This window comes from Thiothrix subterranea (assembly GCF_016772315.1).
GTDB lineage: Bacteria > Pseudomonadota > Gammaproteobacteria > Thiotrichales > Thiotrichaceae > Thiothrix > Thiothrix subterranea.
Genome location: NZ_CP053482.1, coordinates 1,823,004 through 1,840,679, shown reverse-complemented (window position 1 = coordinate 1,840,679; position 17,676 = coordinate 1,823,004). Strand labels below are relative to the sequence as shown.

Sequence of the window (17,676 nt, the reverse complement as noted above, 5' to 3'; positions counted from 1 at the left end):
ACCCCATTACGCCCCATCAGATTTTACGAGGATTCCCAGTGCTAGTTGCTGCCAATGTCACCATTCAGTTCGGTGCTAAACCGCTATTCGATAACGTTTCCGTCAAATTCGGCGACGGCAACCGCTATGGCTTGATCGGGGCAAACGGCTCCGGCAAATCCACCTTCATGAAAATCCTCTGTGGGCAATTAGAGCCAACAGCGGGTAACGTGTCCAAAGACCCGCACGAACGCATCGCCTATTTGCGCCAAGACCAGTTCGGTTTTGAAGACGTGCGCGTGCTGGACGTGGTGCTGATGGGGCACGAGGAAATGTGGAAAGTCATGTCCGCCAAGGACGCGATTTACGCCAATATGGAAGCCACCGAAGACGATTACATGCGGGCGGCGGAACTCGAAGGGCAGTTCGCGGAAATGGACGGCTACACCGCCGAATCGCGTGCCGGTGAATTGCTGATGGCGGTGGGCATCCCTATTGAACAGCACAATGGCCCGATGAGCCAAGTTGCCCCCGGTTGGAAATTGCGTGTCTTGCTGTGCCAAGCCCTGTTCGCCAACCCCGACATTTTGTTGCTGGACGAACCGACCAACAACCTCGACATCAACACCATCCGCTGGTTGGAAGAAACGCTCAATAACCGCGATTCCACCATGATCATCATCTCGCATGACCGCCACTTTTTGAACCAAGTGTGTACGCATACGGCGGATTTGGACTTCGGTAAAATCCAGATTTACTCCGGCAACTACGACGACTTTATGGAAGCATCCACTCAAGCGCGTGAACGCCAAGCCAATGCCAACGCCAAGGCGAAAGACCGCATTCTGGAATTGCAAGACTTCGTGCGGCGCTTCTCTGCCAACAAATCCAAAGCAAAACAAGCCACTAGCCGCCGCAAGCTGATCGACAAACTCAAGCCGGAAGACATTAAGCCTTCCAGCCGCCAATACCCGTGGATTCGTTTCGAGTACGACGAAAAAGAACGCCTGCACCGTTTCGCCGTCGAGGTCAACAACCTCACTTTCGGCTACGACGGTATGGACAAACCACTGATCAAAAACTTCACGTTCGCCATTGAGGCGGGTGAAAAAGTCGGCATTATCGGCGAAAACGGCGTGGGTAAAACCACCCTGCTGAAACTGCTCGAAGGCAAATTGCAGCCGCAAAAAGGCAGCATCAAGTGGGCGGAAAAAGTACGTATTTCGACTTACGAGCAAGACCACGAAGACGATTTTAAAAGCAACATCAGCCTCACCGATTGGATGGCGGACTATGTGCGCAAAAGCGGCTACGAAGGTGAAGATGCGGAAACCCAAAACCGGGGCACATTGGGGCGCTTGCTGTTCGGCGGCGATACCGTGAAAAAGCCGGTGCGCGTGCTGTCGGGTGGTGAAAAAGGGCGGATGATTTTCGGCAAAATGATGCTCTCCCGTACCAACGTCATGCTGATGGACGAACCGACTAACCACTTGGACATGGAATCCATCGAATCCCTCAACGGCGGGCTGGATCGTTACGACGGCACATTAATGTTTGTCTCGCATGACCGTGTGTTCGTTGGCTCATTGGCGACGCGCATTTTCGACATGAAAGGCGACGGCACGATTGTGGATTACCGTGGTACTTACGAAGATTATTTGAGCAGCCAAGGGTTGGATTAATTCACGGGCTGGCAGTGAAGTTATTAATACCACTGCCAGCCAGTTTTCCACTATCACAATACGGTATTCTGCAAGCTTTTTATCATTTGTTGAGCAACGGCGCGTACCACGGAAACACAAACAGAATTACCAAATTGTTTATAAATCTGCCCTTGAGACACAGCATCCACAATAAAATTTTCAGGAAACCCTTGTAATCTGGCACATTCACGCGGTGTAAGTTTACGTGGGTTTTTATTTAAATGTGATTGATCAACCAGAATTTCTGAACCATCTTTATAATAACGAGCACTAATCGTATTGGTATATGCAGTATCTTTTTTTACTAATGAATAACCAAAGCCATTACCCTTGACTTTATGCTCTGCTTTTCTCTTTTGATGCCCTGCCCATAATTTATCTGAAATGGTATAGGTATCTTCTCGATGCAAAAGCTCATTATTATTTTCGAGGATACTACCTACCCTTGTTGGTACTAATGCTGGCTTACACCATTCAAAAAAACTGGCTGAATCAATATCACTTTTAAAATAATCACGATCGAAACCAACAATAAATACACGTTCTCTATTTTGAGGAATGCCAAAATCAGCCGCACGCAATACGCGCATTTCAACTTTATAATTGAGTTTTTGTGAAAGTGCATCACGAGCATCTTTACTCAAAGGAACGTCATGAGGAATCTCTTGCTCATGTTTTCCTTCCAATATGTCTAAAATGGTTCTTAGTGTTCTACCTTTATCGTGTCCACGTAATTGCTTAACATTTTCTAATAAAAACATTTTAGGACGTTTTGCAACCAAAATACGTTGTATTTCAAAAAACATCGTACCGCGTGTATCATTAAAACCTTTTTTCAAACCTGCCTGAGAAAAAGTTTGGCAAGGAAAACCAGCCAACAAAACATCATGATCTGGAATATTTTCAGATGCAATTTGCGTAATATCGCCCTGTGGCATTTCACCAAAATTGGCTGCATAGGTTTTTTGGGCAAATTTATCCCATTCTGAAGTAAACACACACTTACCACCCAACTCTTGAAAGGGTAAACGAATACCTCCAATACCCGCGAATAAATCAATGAAGCGAAATGTTTCCTTGCCTTCCAAAAAACCAAAAGGTGCATCAATATTCAAGTTATTGATTTCTTTTAATTTATTAGGAAAAGGCTTATGTTCACCCTTTTCCCATCCACGAATAGTACGTTCGCCATTACTCTTTAAATCTATTAATGCTGCAAACTCAGTGTAACTTAATCCTAACGCTTCACGCTTATGTTGAATATCCAAACTAGGATTGTCTATACGCTGTTCATATTCCATATCGCACCACTTATCCGGTTTTAGTCCCTGCGATACTAACATTGAATTATATTATAAACAATCCATTGCTTAGAATTTACTATATTCTATCAATAATTAAGCTATCCCATAAGTTATTATTAGCACGCCATTGTGAGTAATGGCGCTTATTTCCTTGATACATTCCACTATCAAAAAAAATAATGCCAGATTTAACTAAGGCTATCCAAGAGTCGAAATTAATAGGCTTGCCAAAAGCTATTGATTGATAACAACCTTGTTCATTTTTTTCGCAACGAAACCAGCCATTTTGATTGAATTTATTTTCAACCTTTCTTTTTAAATTTAGTTTACTCCATTGTGCTATTTTCAAATTATTCACCTGCATATCAATAGGAACTATTTTATTTTTATTTGATCGCTGGTCATATTGATAATGATATTCAGCAATAATATTGCTGCCAGCATCAACAGTTAATCTTTGACCAAATGAATTGTATTTTGATATTTTTGGACAAGGTTCACCAGACCAAGAATAACGATTATTTTTCTCTATATTAGGCTTGCCAAAAATAGGTAGAAAATGATCATCTCTCGAAAATTTAGGATATTTCTCATCATCTTTGAAAAGATAATAATCGGCTGACCAATCGCCGAAAGTTGTTTTACTTTTGGTCTGTTTTTTCATTTCATATCCAAATAAATCAGCATCATTATTAGAATTGGGAGAAATGTCCATTTGACGCTCTAACCAATGCCCTTCACTCCCATCGTGAGAACTATTTGCATTGCTAATATCGGCATATTTTCCTCTGACGTTTCGATTGAAGAGTTCAATAATTAGACGTTTTGAGTCATTCGCCATGATAAATAATCCATTCATATAAAAGTGGAATTATTACACAATGAATGAATACTGACCTTAGATAATTATTCCCGCGATGAGCCAAGTCGCCCCGGCTGGAAATTGCGCGTCTTGCTGTGCCAAGCCCTGTTCGCCAACCCTGACATTTTGTTGCTGGACGAACCGACCAACAACCTCGACATCAACACCATCCGCTGGTTGGAAGAAACGCTCAATAACCGCGATTCCACCATGATCATTATCTCGCATGACCGCCACTTTTTGAACCAAGTGTGTACGCATACGGCGGATTTGGACTTCGGTAAAATCCAGATTTACTCCGGCAACTACGACGACTTCATGGAAGCCTCCACCCAAGCGCGTGAACGCCAAGCCAATGCCAACGCCAAGGCGAAAGACCGCATTTTGGAATTGCAAGACTTCGTGCGGCGCTTCTCTGCCAACAAATCCAAGGCAAAACAAGCCACTAGCCGCCGCAAGTTGATCGACAAACTCAAGCCCGAAGACATCAAGCCCTCCAGCCGCCAATACCCGTGGATTCGCTTCGAGTACGACGAAAAAGAACGCTTGCACCGTTTCGCCGTCGAGGTCAACAACCTCACGTTTGCTTATGACGGCATGGATAAGCCACTGATCAATAACTTCAGCTTTGCGATTGAAGCGGGTGAAAAAGTCGGCATTATCGGCGAAAATGGCGTGGGTAAAACCACCCTGCTCAAATTGCTCGAAGGCAAATTGCAACCGCAGAAAGGCAGCATTAAATGGGCTGAAAAAGTACGCATTTCTAGCTATGAGCAAGACCACGAAGACGATTTCAAAAGCGACATCAGCCTCACCGATTGGATGGCGGATTACGTGCGCAAAAGCGGCTACGAAGGTGAAGACGCTGAAACCCAAAACCGTGGCACATTGGGGCGTTTGCTGTTCGGCGGCGATACCGTGAAAAAGCCAGTGCGCGTACTGTCGGGTGGTGAAAAAGGGCGGATGATTTTCGGCAAAATGATGTTGTCGCGCACCAATGTCATGCTGATGGACGAACCGACTAACCACTTGGACATGGAATCCATCGAATCCCTCAACGGTGGTCTGGATCGTTACGACGGTACATTAATGTTTGTCTCGCATGACCGTGTGTTCGTTGGCTCATTGGCGACGCGCATTTTTGACATGAAAGGTGACGGCACGATTGTGGATTATCGGGGGACTTACGAAGACTACTTGAGCAGCCAAGGCTTAGACTAACGCCAGTTGGCCTGATGTGAAAAAGGGTGAGACGTTACCGCCTCACCCTTTTTAATGCTGTCAAAAACCGAGAATCTTACTTCTCAGCTTCCAACGCTTTCTTACGCTCTTGCGCTTCTTTGATAACCTGATCGGAAACCGATTTCGGGCAAGCCGCATAATGTGAGAATTCCATCGAGAACTGACCGCGACCGGAAGTCATGGTACGCAGTGAACCGATGTAACCAAACATTTCAGACAACGGAGCTTCTGCCTTGATACGTGCACCGATAGGCGCGGCATCTTGGGATTTGATCATCGCACGGCGACGGTTCAAGTCACCGATTACGTCACCCACGTGGGAATCCGGTGCGAATACGTCAACTTTCATGATCGGCTCAAGAATTTGCGGGCCAGCTTTCGGCATGGTTTGACGGAAGCCGCCTTTCGCCGCAATTTCAAACGCAATGGCTGAGGAGTCAACCGCGTGGAAACCACCTTCGCGCAAGGTGAATTTCACGTCAACCACAGGGTAGCCAGCGAGTGGGCCTTTGCCCATGCTGTCTTTGAAACCTTTGTCGACCGCAGGCCAGAATTCGCGTGGTACGGAACCACCAACGACCACGGATTCAAACACATAACCCGTACCCGGTTCACCCGGTTCGATGGTGTAGTCGATTTTACCGTATTGACCAGAACCACCGGACTGCTTCTTGTGGGTGTAGCTGTCTTCAACGCGCTGGGTAATGGATTCGCGGTAAGCAACCTGTGGTTTACCCACGTTAACTTCTACCCCGTGAGTACGCAGCAAGATGTCGACTTTGATGTCCAAGTGCAATTCGCCCATGCCTTTGAGGATGGTTTCATTGGTTTCTTGGTCAGTTTCAATGCGGAAAGATGGGTCTTCTTTCGCCATTTTGTTGAGGGCGATACCCATTTTTTCTGCACCGGCTTTGTTCTTCGGTGAGATAGCGATGGAGATGACCGGATCTGGGAAGACCATCGGTTCAAGTGTCGCTGGGTTTTTCGGGTCACACAAAGTATGACCAGTCTGTACGTTTTTCAGGCCAACCAGTGCGATAATGTCACCGGCTTGCGCGAAGTCAATGGAGTTTGCATCATCCGCGTGCATTTCCACCATACGCCCAACCCGTTCGGTTTTGCCGGTGAAAGTGTTGAGGATGGTGTCGCCGGTTTTCAGCGTACCAGAATAAATACGGGTAAAGGTCAACGCGCCGTATTTGTCATCCATGATTTTGAACGCCAAAGCACGCAGTGGACGGTTCGCATCAACGATAGCGAATTCACCCGTTGGGTTGCCTTCCAGATCAACTTCAGGCTGTGGTTTGACTTCAATCGGGCTAGGCAGGTAGTCAATAACCCCGTCCAATACCAACTGGATGCCTTTGTTTTTGAAGGCAGAACCTGCAAACGTTGGGAAGAAGTCCAGACCGATAGTGCCTTTGCGAATGCAACGCTTGATAACATCCATTGGCGGCTCTTCACCACCGAGGTACATTTCCATTGCATCATCGTCTTGCTCAACGGCAGTTTCGATCAGCTTTTCGCGCCAAGTTTCAACCAATTCAGCCATGTCTGCTGGCGGGTCTTGGATCACGTAGTTGAGTGGGTCGCTGGAGTTATCCCAGACCCATGCTTTACGGGTCAACAGGTCAACCACGCCGGAGAAGTTGTCTTCTGTACCGATTGGCAGCACCATGACTAATGGGCGTGCGCCGAGTACGTCTTCAACCTGTTTTACAACGCGGTAGAAATCAGCACCTAAACGGTCGAGTTTGTTAACTAAAATGACACGGGCAACGCCAGAATCATTGGCATAACGCCAGTTGGTTTCTGATTGTGGTTCAACACCGCCAGAACCGCAGAATACGCCCACACCGCCATCTAACACTTTCAGTGAACGGTAAACTTCGATAGTGAAGTCAACGTGCCCAGGGGTGTCGATGATGTTAAAGCGGTGGTCTTTCCAGAAACAGGTAGTCGCAGCCGACTGGATGGTGATCCCGCGTTCACGTTCTTGCACCATGAAGTCAGTGGTAGTCGCACCATCATGCACTTCACCAATTTTATGGATTTTACCTGTTAATTTCAGGATACGTTCTGTGGTGGTGGTTTTGCCCGCGTCAACGTGGGCAAAAATGCCGATATTCCGGTAAAGTGTTAAGTCAGTCATGTGTCCAAATCTCTAAGAATAAGCGCAGGAACTGCGGATAAGGGGGCGATTGTAATCCATCTTGGAGCATGGAGTAAGGGGAAATTCAAGCAGGAATTGCAGAAACCCATGATTTTTCTGTTATCACACGCGGAACAACGGCATTCGACTTGCAGCGCTGCACAGAATCTGCAAATGATTTCCGACGGATCTCCACATTATGGGGATAAAGCCTGCACATCGCCTCGGTAGCATACATTCCTGACACTACTCACCGAAACGGGTACTGACGATGACAACAATAATCTTCAGATTACGGTCAGTTTTCCCGGCGGGTTTACACAAATCCGTAGACTCCTGGATTCCGATCGACGGCGCGACACCCGTTGATCGGAGTTTTCTATTTTTTGCTACAATACTCCCATGAATAAACATATCCTCATTGCCGACGACGACCCCCATATCCGCGATGTGATTAGCTTTGCGCTGGAAAAAGCCGGGATGCAAGTGACGCAAACCGAGGACGGTCGCCAAGCCCTCGATACCTTCCGCCGTCATGCCGCTGATTTAATCGTACTCGACATTAATATGCCGGAACTCGACGGGCTGGAAGTTTGCCGTGAAATCCGCAAGTTTTCGGAAGTACCGATTTTGTTTCTTTCGTCCCGCGATGACGAAATTGACCGGATTCTAGGCTTGGAAATCGGTGGCGATGATTACGTGACCAAGCCATTCAGCCCGCGTGAATTGGTGGCACGGATTAATGTCATCCTCAAACGCACGCAACAACAGAGCAAACCCGCGCCAGAGCCAGAGCAAGGCTCACTCCGTTACGGCAAGCTCAGTATTCAGCCCGAACAGCACACCGCGAGTTGGGATAGCAAAGCGCTGAACCTAACCGCTACCGAATTTGCCATGCTGCAATTATTTGCCCGTCAACCCACCCGCGTTTTCAGCCGCGACAGCATTATGGGCAACGCTTACGACGGCAATGTGTATGTCAGTGACCGCACCATTGATAGCCATATTCGCCACATTCGCCAGAAATTTGCGGACATCGGCTGTGAAAATGTGATTGAAACGGTGCATGGAGTCGGTTATAAACTTGCCACATGCCAATAAATGCCCGCCTGCCTTTTCCACGCAAAACGCTATTCCGCTTGCGGAGCATTTTGCTATTGGTGATGTTGGCGGTATTGGCATTGCCATTGGGCGGGCTGTATTTTTTCCGTATTTATGAAAATGAATTAGTCCAGCAAACCGAATTGGAACTGATTTCGCAATCGGCGGCACTCGCGGCAAGCTTTCGGCAATTGGTACGAAATCAGCAGCAAGAGGGCGATTACGGTTACATTCAATTTTCCACCTCCCTGACACAACCTGACCCGCCGTATACGGAAGAACCACCGCTAAACGACCCGTTTTACACGCCCGTGACGCCTAGCGTGGATTTGATTGCCCCAATCGCGCCACCGCGCCCGGAAGCCCGCCCTAGCACGCAAGCAGTCGACCCCTTAGCCCGCAATATTGGCGAGCAAATGAATCAAATATTGCGCGATACCCAGCAAATAACCCTATCCGGGATGCGCCTGCTCGACCCCAATGGCACGGTGATTGCGGGGCGTGAAGAAGTCGGTTTGTCACTCGCTCACATTCCCGAAGTCAAGCAGGCCATGCAAGGGAAATACGCCAGCGTTATCCGTCAGCGCATTTCTGACGAACCGCCACCGCCGTTGTATTCGATTAGCCGAGGTAGCCAGATTCGGGTGTTTACCGCGTTTCCGATTATTGAAGACGAACGCTTGCAAGGCGTCCTGCTGCTGTCGCGCACTCCCAATAATATTATCAAACACTTGTATGCGAATAAGGGCGTGGTGTTTCTCGCCACGTTGAGCTTGCTGGTGCTGGCGGTGTTATTGATTTTATTGGTGTCATCCACCATTTCGCGCCCCATTCGCGAGTTATTGCGGCAAACCGAACGGGTACGCCAAGGCGAACAGCGTGAAGTAGAACCCATCCATAACCCTGTCACCAAAGAAATTGCCCAATTATCAGAAAGTTTTGCAGGCATGTCCCACGCGCTGGCGGAACGTTCCGACTACATCCGCCGCTTTGCTACCCACGTTTCCCACGAATTCAAAACACCGTTGACAGCGATGCAAGGCGCATTGGAATTGCTGCATGATCACATTGACACCATGCCCACCGAGCGCCGTGAAAAATTCATTCAAAACTTATTGGCGGATACCCAGCGCCTCAAACAATTGGTGAATCGTTTGTTGGAATTAGCGCGTGCGGATTCACTCGAAACCCGCAAAGAAACCAGCACATTGCCTGCTTTGTTCAAAGCCTTGCACAACCGTTATCTGGAGCGGGGTTTGCAGGTGCGCATTCACAATGCCCTGCCCAATACACCGCTGGCGATTGCACCGGATGCGTTGGAAACCATTGTCATCAACCTATTCGATAACAGCTTGCAACACGGTGCCAAGCGCGTGGATGTGTACACCCATGCTTCAGGGGATCAGTTGCGCTTGCGTTTGCACGACAACGGGGAAGGCATTTCAGCGGCAAATCGTGACAAGATTTTCACCCCATTTTTCACCACCAAACGCACCAAAGGCGGGACGGGTTTAGGGTTGGAAATCGTTGCCTCCATTCTAAAAGCTTACAACGGCAGCATTCGGCTGGGGGATGTGACCCAAGGGGCGGAATTTATCCTGCTATTGTCGCTGGAAAAAAGCGAGGGCAAATAACGGCTATCGTTTTTCCACTACCGCTAACCCCGGTGCATTTTCCTTTATTAGCGCCTGGCGTTACAGAATAGCCGTGACTTCACAATAGTATCGGGATCAGCGTATGCGTTACCTCAAAGCCTTGTTATTGGTATTGCTCACTTGTCTGCCTTTGCAGCTCTGGGCATTCACCGCACCTGCCCAAGTTCAGGTGGAAAGCGAGTGGGGCGAAGCCAACCCCGATGACGTCAAAGCGGTGTTGAATTCAGTCATCGAGGTCATTTCACCCTACATGGCGGGGCGCACCTTCGGCAACGTGATCGTCAGGAATGACAAAAGCGGCCCGATTGCGCTGTATGAAAAAAGCTCGAATGATGAATACATCGTCATGCTCAATGTCGGTGGGCGTTACTGGGCGCAATTGGCTTACCAGTTTTCCCACGAAATGTGCCATTTGATCTCCAATTACGACCTTGCCCCCAATAACATCACCCACCAGCAATGGTTTGAAGAATCGTTGTGCGAAGCGTTCAGTTTGTTTGCCTTGGAAAAAATGGCACAACACTGGGAAGCCAATCCGCCTTACCCGCATTGGCAGGAATATGCCCCCAAATTCCGCGAATACCAGCAAGATATGTTCAAGCAAACCCATCGCCAGCTTCCCAAAAGCATGAAATTACCCAAATGGTATCAAGCTTACGCCAAAACGCTCAGTGCTGACCCTTATGCGCAAGATCGTGACCTGAACGAATTGGTTGCCAACCAATTGTTACCTATTTTTGCGGCAAAACCAGAGACGTGGATAACCCTTAATTATTTAAACCTTGGTGAAGATAGTGGGGATAAAACACTGGATAAATACCTAACGGATTGGGAAAACAATGTACCGTCTACTTGGCAGCCAACGATTCAAGAAATTAAGCAAATTCTAATAAAGAGCTAAGCAACAAGCCGCTCTTCGGAAAAAGGTTTTTTGTGCGAATAAATTATTTTATTATACTCTATACAAAAATATGAACTTTCAAACTGACTGCCTGTCATAAAAATTAACAACAGCAGACAGGAAGGGATACTAGGGTGTATGTAATGAACAAAAAACCTCTGCTACTTTTATTAGCACTTACCATTTTTATGATTGGGTATTGGATACCCGAAGACCGCCACGTACCCGTTGCTAACGCCAAACCTTACGCAGGTAGTCCTACCGTATACGGTTATAAAGTTGGCGGCATCCATGCGCAAAAAGGCATTACTATTTTTGCCGACCAAGGTGCGGCTGTCGAAGCTGTTACCAGCGGCTTGGTGCTTTACCGCGAAGATACCCCCAAAGGCGATAATTCCGTATGGGTATTGGGTGCCAAATGGCGGTTACACCACTATGCCAACCTTGACAACGTTGAGGTGAGACCCGCTTCTTGGGTTAAAACGGGTGAAAAAATTGGCACAATTGGTACGCCTAAACAAGCTAAACCAACCAAGCAAGCAGCGGCTAACCTGTATTACTCGATTCGCAGCTTGCCACCGCTGGTCACAGAGTGGAAAGCGGAACAGCCTCTGGGTTTAGATCAGGTGTTTTACGTGAATCCGCATGAATTTTTGACGTCTTACCAGAACGAAGACAAAGCCGCGCATTGATTTAACCTCGCGGTAGAGACGCAAGATTTTGCGTCTCTACGACAGTACCCGGCGCACAGTTTCCATCTGATTCACATCTTTATCGCGTTCACTTGCCGACAATGCTTCCCACAATACGAGGGATGGGTGTAGCTTTCGTTCATTATCACGCACTTTTGCATAGCGCCAGCCATTCAGCAGCCGTTCGTAACGCCACGAACGGTGTTCTAAACGGCTCAACAACTCCCGCCGGGCGGGTGGTTCATCCAACCGAAAGTTTTCATCCAATACCAACGGTTTGCCCGGTTCGGGGACATACCCAAGACTTGCGAGCTTTACCGCAAAATGATCACCGGCGCGGCGGTTGGCTTCGCGATAAGTTTCCGCCAATTCTTCCCATGGCTTCAGGCTTTCTGATGTGGCCACCGCTTCAGGATCCGTCAACAACAAGGTTTGCCGGTAAGCTTCGTGTACGGCACGCGCATTGCGCTCGACGGCTGCAATTTGTACTTGATCGTGTACTTGTTCTTCCATACCGAAGGGAATTAATCCAGCAGGTAACACCGCTGCACCGGCATGTGCTTGGTAAACGTAATACGGCACATCTTGCGGTAGTGCTTCACGCAGATTGATCGCGCAACGGGCATTCCAATCAGCATCGGCAGCGCAACACAACACCGCAGTCACGGGTATGTCGACCAATTGCACGGCTTCCAGATGGCAATCGGTGTCGCATTTCAGCGCATACAATCCAGTGATCACTTGTTCTGCGCCGGTTCTGCCATTCGCAAACACCGGGTAACGGGCGATCAAGGCTTGGCGGTGCGCTTCCGCATTCTGATCAAGCAGTGTAAAAACGGGCGGGGCAAAATCTTTGTAGGGTGAAATTTTGGCGTATTGGCACAGCAAGGCTTCGACCAAAGGGCTGAAACCGGCAAACACCAAATGCACTTGCCGTTGCCCGTGCTGGTCTGCCCAAACATGGGGTGGATATTGATTGAAATACCAGCGTGCCAGCCAGTTTGCGGTGTTTTTGTTTGTAGCGCTTGGCATATTGCAATCCGTCATGATTGAAAAAACAATGATTGGCTTAAAGTGTAACGCAAAATCATGGGCGCAAGGCAGATTGCCCGCCCTACGGATACGATACAATATATGACGCGCTGCCCGCCCCGCGTTAGAATGCTTTTTTATACCGATTTTCGTTTAGGAGTACACCATGCCCGTTTACCGTTCCCGCACCTCTACTGGCGGTCGCAATATGGCTGGCGCACGCGCTTTGTGGCGTGCGACCGGCATGACCGATGCGGATTTCCAGAAACCCATCATCGCGATTGCCAATTCCTTCACCCAATTTGTCCCCGGGCATGTCCACCTCAAAGACATGGGGCAATTGGTGGCACGGGAAATCGAAGCCGCTGGCGGTGTTGCGAAAGAATTCAACACCATTGCGGTGGATGACGGCATTGCGATGGGGCATGGCGGGATGTTGTATTCGCTGCCCTCGCGCGAGCTGATTGCCGATGCGGTGGAATATATGGTTAACGCGCATTGCGCCGACGCGCTGGTGTGCATTTCCAACTGCGACAAAATCACGCCGGGGATGTTGAATGCCGCGCTGCGCTTGAACATTCCCACCATTTTCGTTTCCGGCGGGCCGATGGAATCTGGCAAAGCGGTCATTGGCGGCAAGCTGGTGAAATTGGATTTGGTGGATGCGATGGTTTCCGCCGCCAACAGTGCCGAAAGCGACGAAAATGTGGAAACGATGGAACGTTCCGCCTGCCCTACCTGCGGTTCGTGTTCCGGCATGTTTACTGCCAACTCGATGAACTGCTTGACCGAAGCACTGGGCTTGAGCTTGCCGGGGAACGGTTCGACGCTGGCGACGCATTCCGACCGCAAGCGTTTGTTCCTTGAAGCCGGGCGCATCATTGTCGGTTTGGCAAAACGGTACTACGAACAAGACGATGCATCCGTGTTGCCGCGCTCGATTGCGACCATGGAAGCGTTTGAAAACGCAATGTGTTTGGACATTGCCATGGGTGGCTCGACCAATACCATCCTGCACTTGCTGGCTGCGGCGGAAGAGGCGGGTGTCAATTTCACCATGAACGACATCGACCGTTTGAGCCGCAAAGTGCCGCAATTGTGCAAAGTTGCACCTTCCACCCAGCTTTACCACATGGAAGACGTACACCGTGCGGGCGGGGTATTCGGCATTCTCGGCGAACTCGACCGCGCTGGCTTATTGCACCGCGAAGTCGGCACAGTTCACGCAACGAATATGGCGGAAGCCTTGTCATTGTGGGATGTGCGCCTGACCGACGATGCCAAACGCCATGAATTTTTCCGCGCAGGCCCTGGCAATGTGCCGACACAAGTGGCGTTTAGCCAAAGCAAACGCTGGGACACCTTGGATATTGACCGCGAAAACGGCTGCATTCGGGACAAAGCGCACGCTTACAGCCTTGAGGGTGGCTTGGCGGTATTGTTCGGTAATATCGCGCTGGATGGTTGTGTGGTCAAAACCGCTGGAGTGGATGACAGCATCCTCAAATTCTCTGGCCCTGCGCGACTTTTTGAATCGCAAGATGACGCGGTGGCAGGCATTCTCGGCGATAAAATCGTCGCGGGCGACATCGTATTGATTCGCTATGAAGGCCCACGCGGTGGCCCCGGAATGCAGGAAATGCTTTACCCCACCTCGTACATCAAGTCAAAAGGCTTGGGCAAGGCATGTGCACTGATCACTGACGGGCGTTTTTCCGGCGGCACATCGGGCTTGTCCATCGGTCACGTTTCCCCCGAAGCGGCGGAAGGCGGCGCGATTGGTTTGGTGGAAGAAGGCGATATGATCGACATCGACATCCCCAACCGTACCATCAATGTGCGCATCAGTGATGAAGTGCTGGCAACCCGACGTGCGGCGATGGATGCACAAGGCAAAGTGGGTTGGAAGCCAGTGAACCGTGAACGTTACGTGAGTGCGGCGTTGAAAGCGTATGCGGCCATGACCACATCAGCTTCGCGCGGTGCGGTGCGCGATGTTACCCAATTGGAAAAATAAGGTATCAGGGCTGTATTCTGTATTCATCAGAATGTAGCCCTTACTTGTTTATACCGCTTTTCCATGAAAATCATCAAGAAATTTCCCGCCTAAATTTTCGTGCATCTTTCGTAAAAACTTCAGGACAAATTCTCAGCTTTATTAGATGCTACTCAATAAGCAATAACGATAAAAATACACCCTGTTTCATCAAGTATAGTGGCTCACAACAGGTCATGAACTCCGTTCTATTGTCAATAGTTGAGGTACTTCAACATGAAAGCACTAGTCCTCATTGGTTTGATTATTTGTTTTTTAGAAACACCGGTGGTCTTTGCAGAGCAAACTACCGTCCCATCACCCACAACCATTGTTAAAAAGCCTGATTGGTTTAAACAACCACCCGCAAATCTGCCTCAGAATATCACCACTGCAACACGTAATAATAAGCAAATCATCTTGTATTTTTATCAAGATAGCTGCCCATTCTGTGCAAAACTGCTAAAACACGACTTCGGCAACCCCGACATCGCTAACAAGACCCGTCAATATTTTGAGGTGATCCCCATCAATATGAAGGGAACCAAACCCGTCACTGATATATCTGGAGTGGTATTTAATGAGGCAGATTTTGCCGCTGAAAAAGACGTGTTGGCTACTCCTGTTTTATTGTTTCTGGATGAAACGGGAACAGAAGTACTGCGTATTAACGGTTATTACCCTCCCGCCAAATTTGAACCAGCCTTGGATTACGTGGAAGGGAAACACCATCGGGAAGGTAGCTTCAAAGACTATTACCACCAGTTAAAATCAGGCACTCCTCCTGAAGATATACCCAGCAATGCAGATACAGAGGAACCCTGTTAAAACGAACTTACAAGTCTTTTTTATAAAATTTACTATTAATCTCATCAGAAATTACTAACATGAATTTTCGTGTATCTTTCGTAAAAATTTCAGGACAAATTTTCAGTTTTATCAGATTCTACTCAACAAGCAATGACGCTTAGCCCCTGACAACCGAGCAAAAACCCCAGTCATCAATTGCTCAAAAACATATCTACATAACGATAAAAAACAATAGATACTTATAAACAACTTGGAGGATTTTATATGACCAAGCCGTCTTATATTGCCGTTCCACTTTATGTGACATTTCTCACCCCCTTACTGCTTGTTGCCTGTGGTGGCGGCGGTGGCGGTGGTAGTAATCCCCCAATACCAGTATTTCCACGGGAGTCATCAACGCAAGCCCCACAGGAAAACTCAATGATACAGGCATTACCTTATGCGGTGATTATTCGGTTAATAACACCCATAACAATAATGTTTCATGTGCCTTACCAACCGATGCGGATAACGATCCTATTCCAAACGGACAAGATGCTATATTCGGCAGAGATGTTACTCATTTCGATAACAGTGATGGGTATGCGGGATTCAGCTTTACCAAAATAGGCGCTGATGGCAAAGCATTGGCTGATCAAAATGCGACTTATGCAACAAGCCCTTGGTCATGCGTGAAAGACAACGTGACAGGGTTGATTTGGGAAGTCAAAACAGATGATGGCAAGTTACATGACAAGGATGATGGCTATACTTGGCATAGTACTGACAACTCAACGAATGGCGGTTTCCCCGGCTACAAACGTCCAACCTTGGCAATACCGGGCGGGTTAGATAATGTCTGCTATGATGCCACGATCACTGATGAAAAAAAATTCTGCAACACGGAGGCTTATGTTGCTCGTGTTAATACAGAAGGTTGGTGCGGCAGTAAAAACTGGAGAATGCCAACGCGCAGTGAGCTGTTAAGTATTGCGATCTATACAGATGCACAACCATCCATTGATGGAAGTTTCTTCCCAAATATAAGTCAAAAATTGTATTGGACATCATCGTCTGACGATAAGGGTGATGTTCAAACAGTCTCTTTGTTCAATGTTTTTTTCAGCTCCAACCTATCAAAATCATCATTAGGCCCATCACCCAATGACGGTTTGCCTGTAATGTTGGTGCGTAGCCAATAAAGGGTTAATGTTTAAATGATTTTAGTGGAGTGAAGAATCATGTTTAAAAAGATTAATGTAATAGCTGTATCACTGGTTGTATTGTTTCCTGTGATGACATCTGCTGCTCAGGTATGTGATAACGTACAGTTGCCAACGTCTACACCAACGGCTGATTTCAAAGATAATGGTGATGGAACAGTAACGCATCTTAAAACCGGCTTGATGTGGAAAAAATGCAGCGAAGGTCAAAGTGGCACAGACTGCGCTACGGGAACCTTGACCCAATATACCTGGAAAGGTGCTTTAGATCAGGCGCAAGCCAATAATACGGCTATGTTTGCCAATCAGGTTGATTGGCGCTTGCCTAACGTCAAGGAATTACTGTCCATCACGGAAAGCGCGTGTAAGGAACCTGATATTAATTTGACGATTTTTCCAAAAACATTGGATGGTGCTGTAGGTTCACTGTATTGGTCATCATCCCCATCTGCTATTGCAGCCAGTTCAGCACTATACGTTGACTTCAATTACGGCAGCATCACTTATTTCCCAAAAGATAACAACACAGGTTATGTGCGTCTAGTGCGCAATTGATTAGAAATCAGTAAATCATAGTTAATATTTGGAGGATGTTATGAAAATCAGATTAATGTTAATAGCAACAATTATGTCCGTATCAATAGTTGCACAAGAAGCAATTGCTGTCGATGGCTGGCCATCAGGTTCATTTGACGATGCTGGTGTTGCTAGGGTTCCACAATGCGCCGGTGTTTATATCATATATAAGGATGACACCCCTTATTATGTTGGAAGATCTCGTGTCAATATTTATCAGCGACTGTATCGCCACCTTAATGGAAATGGTAGTAAGAAAATTGCCGAAATATTGGATGGTGACTATAAGCTTACTATGGCATATGAATGTCTCGATTCTGTAGAACAAATGGAATCACAGCTTATTGATGCGTTGGGAACAACAAACTTTGGAAATCTCAGAAGGGAAACAGACCCAGCAGACTGGGAATAATAGCCAATGATTTTTTGC

The 17,676-nt window shown here is 47.7% G+C and carries 14 protein-coding genes and 1 pseudogene; 11 read left to right on the top strand and 4 right to left on the bottom strand.

Annotation, left to right across the window (positions count from 1 at the left end; all coding sequences use genetic code 11):
* Window positions 1–38: 38 nt before the first annotated feature.
* Window positions 39–1,661 carry an ABC-F family ATPase gene (locus tag HMY34_RS08985; protein ID WP_202718904.1) on the top strand — a complete coding sequence of 541 codons (1,623 nt, stop codon included), beginning with the start codon at window positions 39–41 and terminating at the stop codon, window positions 1,659–1,661.
* A 53-nt stretch (window positions 1,662–1,714) separates the two neighbouring features.
* On the opposite strand, the gene dcm is transcribed toward HMY34_RS08985, so the two are convergent.
* Both dcm and HMY34_RS08975 read right to left on the bottom strand, forming a co-directional pair.
* On the bottom strand, window positions 1,715–2,983 hold the full coding sequence (gene dcm, locus HMY34_RS08980) for a DNA (cytosine-5-)-methyltransferase (protein WP_202718903.1): 1,269 nt from the start codon (window positions 2,981–2,983) through the stop codon (window positions 1,715–1,717).
* A gap of 79 nt (window positions 2,984–3,062) precedes the next feature.
* Complete coding sequence (locus HMY34_RS08975; protein ID WP_202718902.1) at window positions 3,063–3,827, bottom strand: LlaMI family restriction endonuclease; 765 nt, start codon at window positions 3,825–3,827, stop codon at window positions 3,063–3,065.
* A 90-nt stretch (window positions 3,828–3,917) separates the two neighbouring features.
* On the opposite strand from HMY34_RS08975, the pseudogene HMY34_RS08970 reads away from it, so the two are divergent.
* Window positions 3,918–5,069: pseudogene (locus HMY34_RS08970) on the top strand (ATP-binding cassette domain-containing protein); the annotation flags it as partial.
* 76 nt (window positions 5,070–5,145) lie between these two features.
* Here the strand turns inward: HMY34_RS08970 and fusA are convergent.
* A complete protein-coding gene (gene fusA, locus HMY34_RS08965) occupies window positions 5,146–7,242 on the bottom strand; it encodes an elongation factor G (RefSeq protein ID WP_202718901.1) in 2,097 nt (698 codons plus the stop codon).
* A 402-nt stretch (window positions 7,243–7,644) separates the two neighbouring features.
* Between fusA and HMY34_RS08960 the strand changes: the two genes are divergently transcribed.
* From HMY34_RS08960 to HMY34_RS08945, 4 genes are all read left to right on the top strand, one after another.
* Window positions 7,645–8,343 carry a response regulator transcription factor gene (locus HMY34_RS08960; protein ID WP_202718900.1) on the top strand — a complete coding sequence of 233 codons (699 nt, stop codon included), beginning with the start codon at window positions 7,645–7,647 and terminating at the stop codon, window positions 8,341–8,343.
* Entirely contained in the window at window positions 8,334–9,977 is a 1,644-nt protein-coding gene (locus HMY34_RS08955; RefSeq protein ID WP_202718899.1) for a sensor histidine kinase, read from the top strand. Before HMY34_RS08960 ends, HMY34_RS08955 begins: the two co-directional genes overlap by 10 nt.
* A gap of 103 nt (window positions 9,978–10,080) precedes the next feature.
* Entirely contained in the window at window positions 10,081–10,899 is an 819-nt protein-coding gene (locus HMY34_RS08950; RefSeq protein ID WP_202718898.1) for a hypothetical protein, read from the top strand.
* 143 nt (window positions 10,900–11,042) lie between these two features.
* The gene (locus HMY34_RS08945; protein ID WP_202718897.1) at window positions 11,043–11,591 is read left to right on the top strand and encodes a M23 family metallopeptidase; all 549 of its coding nucleotides are present in this window, start codon (window positions 11,043–11,045) and stop codon (window positions 11,589–11,591) included.
* A 36-nt stretch (window positions 11,592–11,627) separates the two neighbouring features.
* Here HMY34_RS08945 and HMY34_RS08940 read toward each other — a convergent pair whose 3' ends face one another.
* Window positions 11,628–12,623: a RyR domain-containing protein gene (locus HMY34_RS08940; RefSeq protein WP_202718896.1), complete on the bottom strand. Its 996-nt coding sequence runs from the start codon at window positions 12,621–12,623 to the stop codon at window positions 11,628–11,630.
* 166 nt (window positions 12,624–12,789) lie between these two features.
* Between HMY34_RS08940 and ilvD the strand changes: the two genes are divergently transcribed.
* The 5 genes from ilvD to HMY34_RS08915 all read left to right on the top strand — a co-directional run bounded on the left by ilvD (window position 12,790) and on the right by HMY34_RS08915 (window position 17,658).
* On the top strand, window positions 12,790–14,640 hold the full coding sequence (ilvD, locus tag HMY34_RS08935; RefSeq protein WP_202718895.1) for a dihydroxy-acid dehydratase: 1,851 nt from the start codon (window positions 12,790–12,792) through the stop codon (window positions 14,638–14,640).
* 255 nt (window positions 14,641–14,895) lie between these two features.
* Window positions 14,896–15,486, top strand: a complete 591-nt coding sequence (locus tag HMY34_RS08930) for a thioredoxin family protein (protein WP_202718894.1) — start codon at window positions 14,896–14,898, stop codon at window positions 15,484–15,486.
* Window positions 15,487–16,094: 608 nt separating this feature from the next.
* Window positions 16,095–16,649, top strand: a complete 555-nt coding sequence (locus tag HMY34_RS08925) for an Lcl C-terminal domain-containing protein (RefSeq protein WP_202718893.1) — start codon at window positions 16,095–16,097, stop codon at window positions 16,647–16,649.
* 39 nt (window positions 16,650–16,688) lie between these two features.
* Window positions 16,689–17,225 (top strand): Lcl C-terminal domain-containing protein, encoded by a 537-nt coding sequence (locus HMY34_RS08920; RefSeq protein ID WP_202718892.1) that lies wholly within the window; start codon window positions 16,689–16,691, stop codon window positions 17,223–17,225.
* 40 nt (window positions 17,226–17,265) lie between these two features.
* Window positions 17,266–17,658 carry a GIY-YIG nuclease family protein gene (locus HMY34_RS08915; RefSeq protein WP_202718891.1) on the top strand — a complete coding sequence of 131 codons (393 nt, stop codon included), beginning with the start codon at window positions 17,266–17,268 and terminating at the stop codon, window positions 17,656–17,658.
* Window positions 17,659–17,676: the final 18 nt, after the last annotated feature.

Bases quoted from the DNA above. Each gene is read 5' to 3' on its own strand.
- HMY34_RS08930 (WP_202718894.1), top strand. From the start codon at position 14,896: ATGAAAGCACTAGTCCTCATTGGTTTGATTATTTGTTTTTTAGAAACA.
- HMY34_RS08950 (WP_202718898.1), top strand. From the start codon at position 10,081: ATGCGTTACCTCAAAGCCTTGTTATTGGTATTGCTCACTTGTCTGCCT.
- HMY34_RS08920 (WP_202718892.1), top strand. From the start codon at position 16,689: ATGTTTAAAAAGATTAATGTAATAGCTGTATCACTGGTTGTATTGTTT.
- HMY34_RS08960 (WP_202718900.1), top strand. From the start codon at position 7,645: ATGAATAAACATATCCTCATTGCCGACGACGACCCCCATATCCGCGAT.
- HMY34_RS08975 (WP_202718902.1), bottom strand. From the start codon at position 3,827: ATGGCGAATGACTCAAAACGTCTAATTATTGAACTCTTCAATCGAAAC.
- HMY34_RS08940 (WP_202718896.1), bottom strand. From the start codon at position 12,623: ATGCCAAGCGCTACAAACAAAAACACCGCAAACTGGCTGGCACGCTGG.
- HMY34_RS08945 (WP_202718897.1), top strand. From the start codon at position 11,043: ATGAACAAAAAACCTCTGCTACTTTTATTAGCACTTACCATTTTTATG.
- ilvD (WP_202718895.1), top strand. From the start codon at position 12,790: ATGCCCGTTTACCGTTCCCGCACCTCTACTGGCGGTCGCAATATGGCT.
- dcm (WP_202718903.1), bottom strand. From the start codon at position 2,983: ATGGAATATGAACAGCGTATAGACAATCCTAGTTTGGATATTCAACAT.
- fusA (WP_202718901.1), bottom strand. From the start codon at position 7,242: ATGACTGACTTAACACTTTACCGGAATATCGGCATTTTTGCCCACGTT.
- HMY34_RS08955 (WP_202718899.1), top strand. From the start codon at position 8,334: ATGCCAATAAATGCCCGCCTGCCTTTTCCACGCAAAACGCTATTCCGC.
- HMY34_RS08915 (WP_202718891.1), top strand. From the start codon at position 17,266: ATGAAAATCAGATTAATGTTAATAGCAACAATTATGTCCGTATCAATA.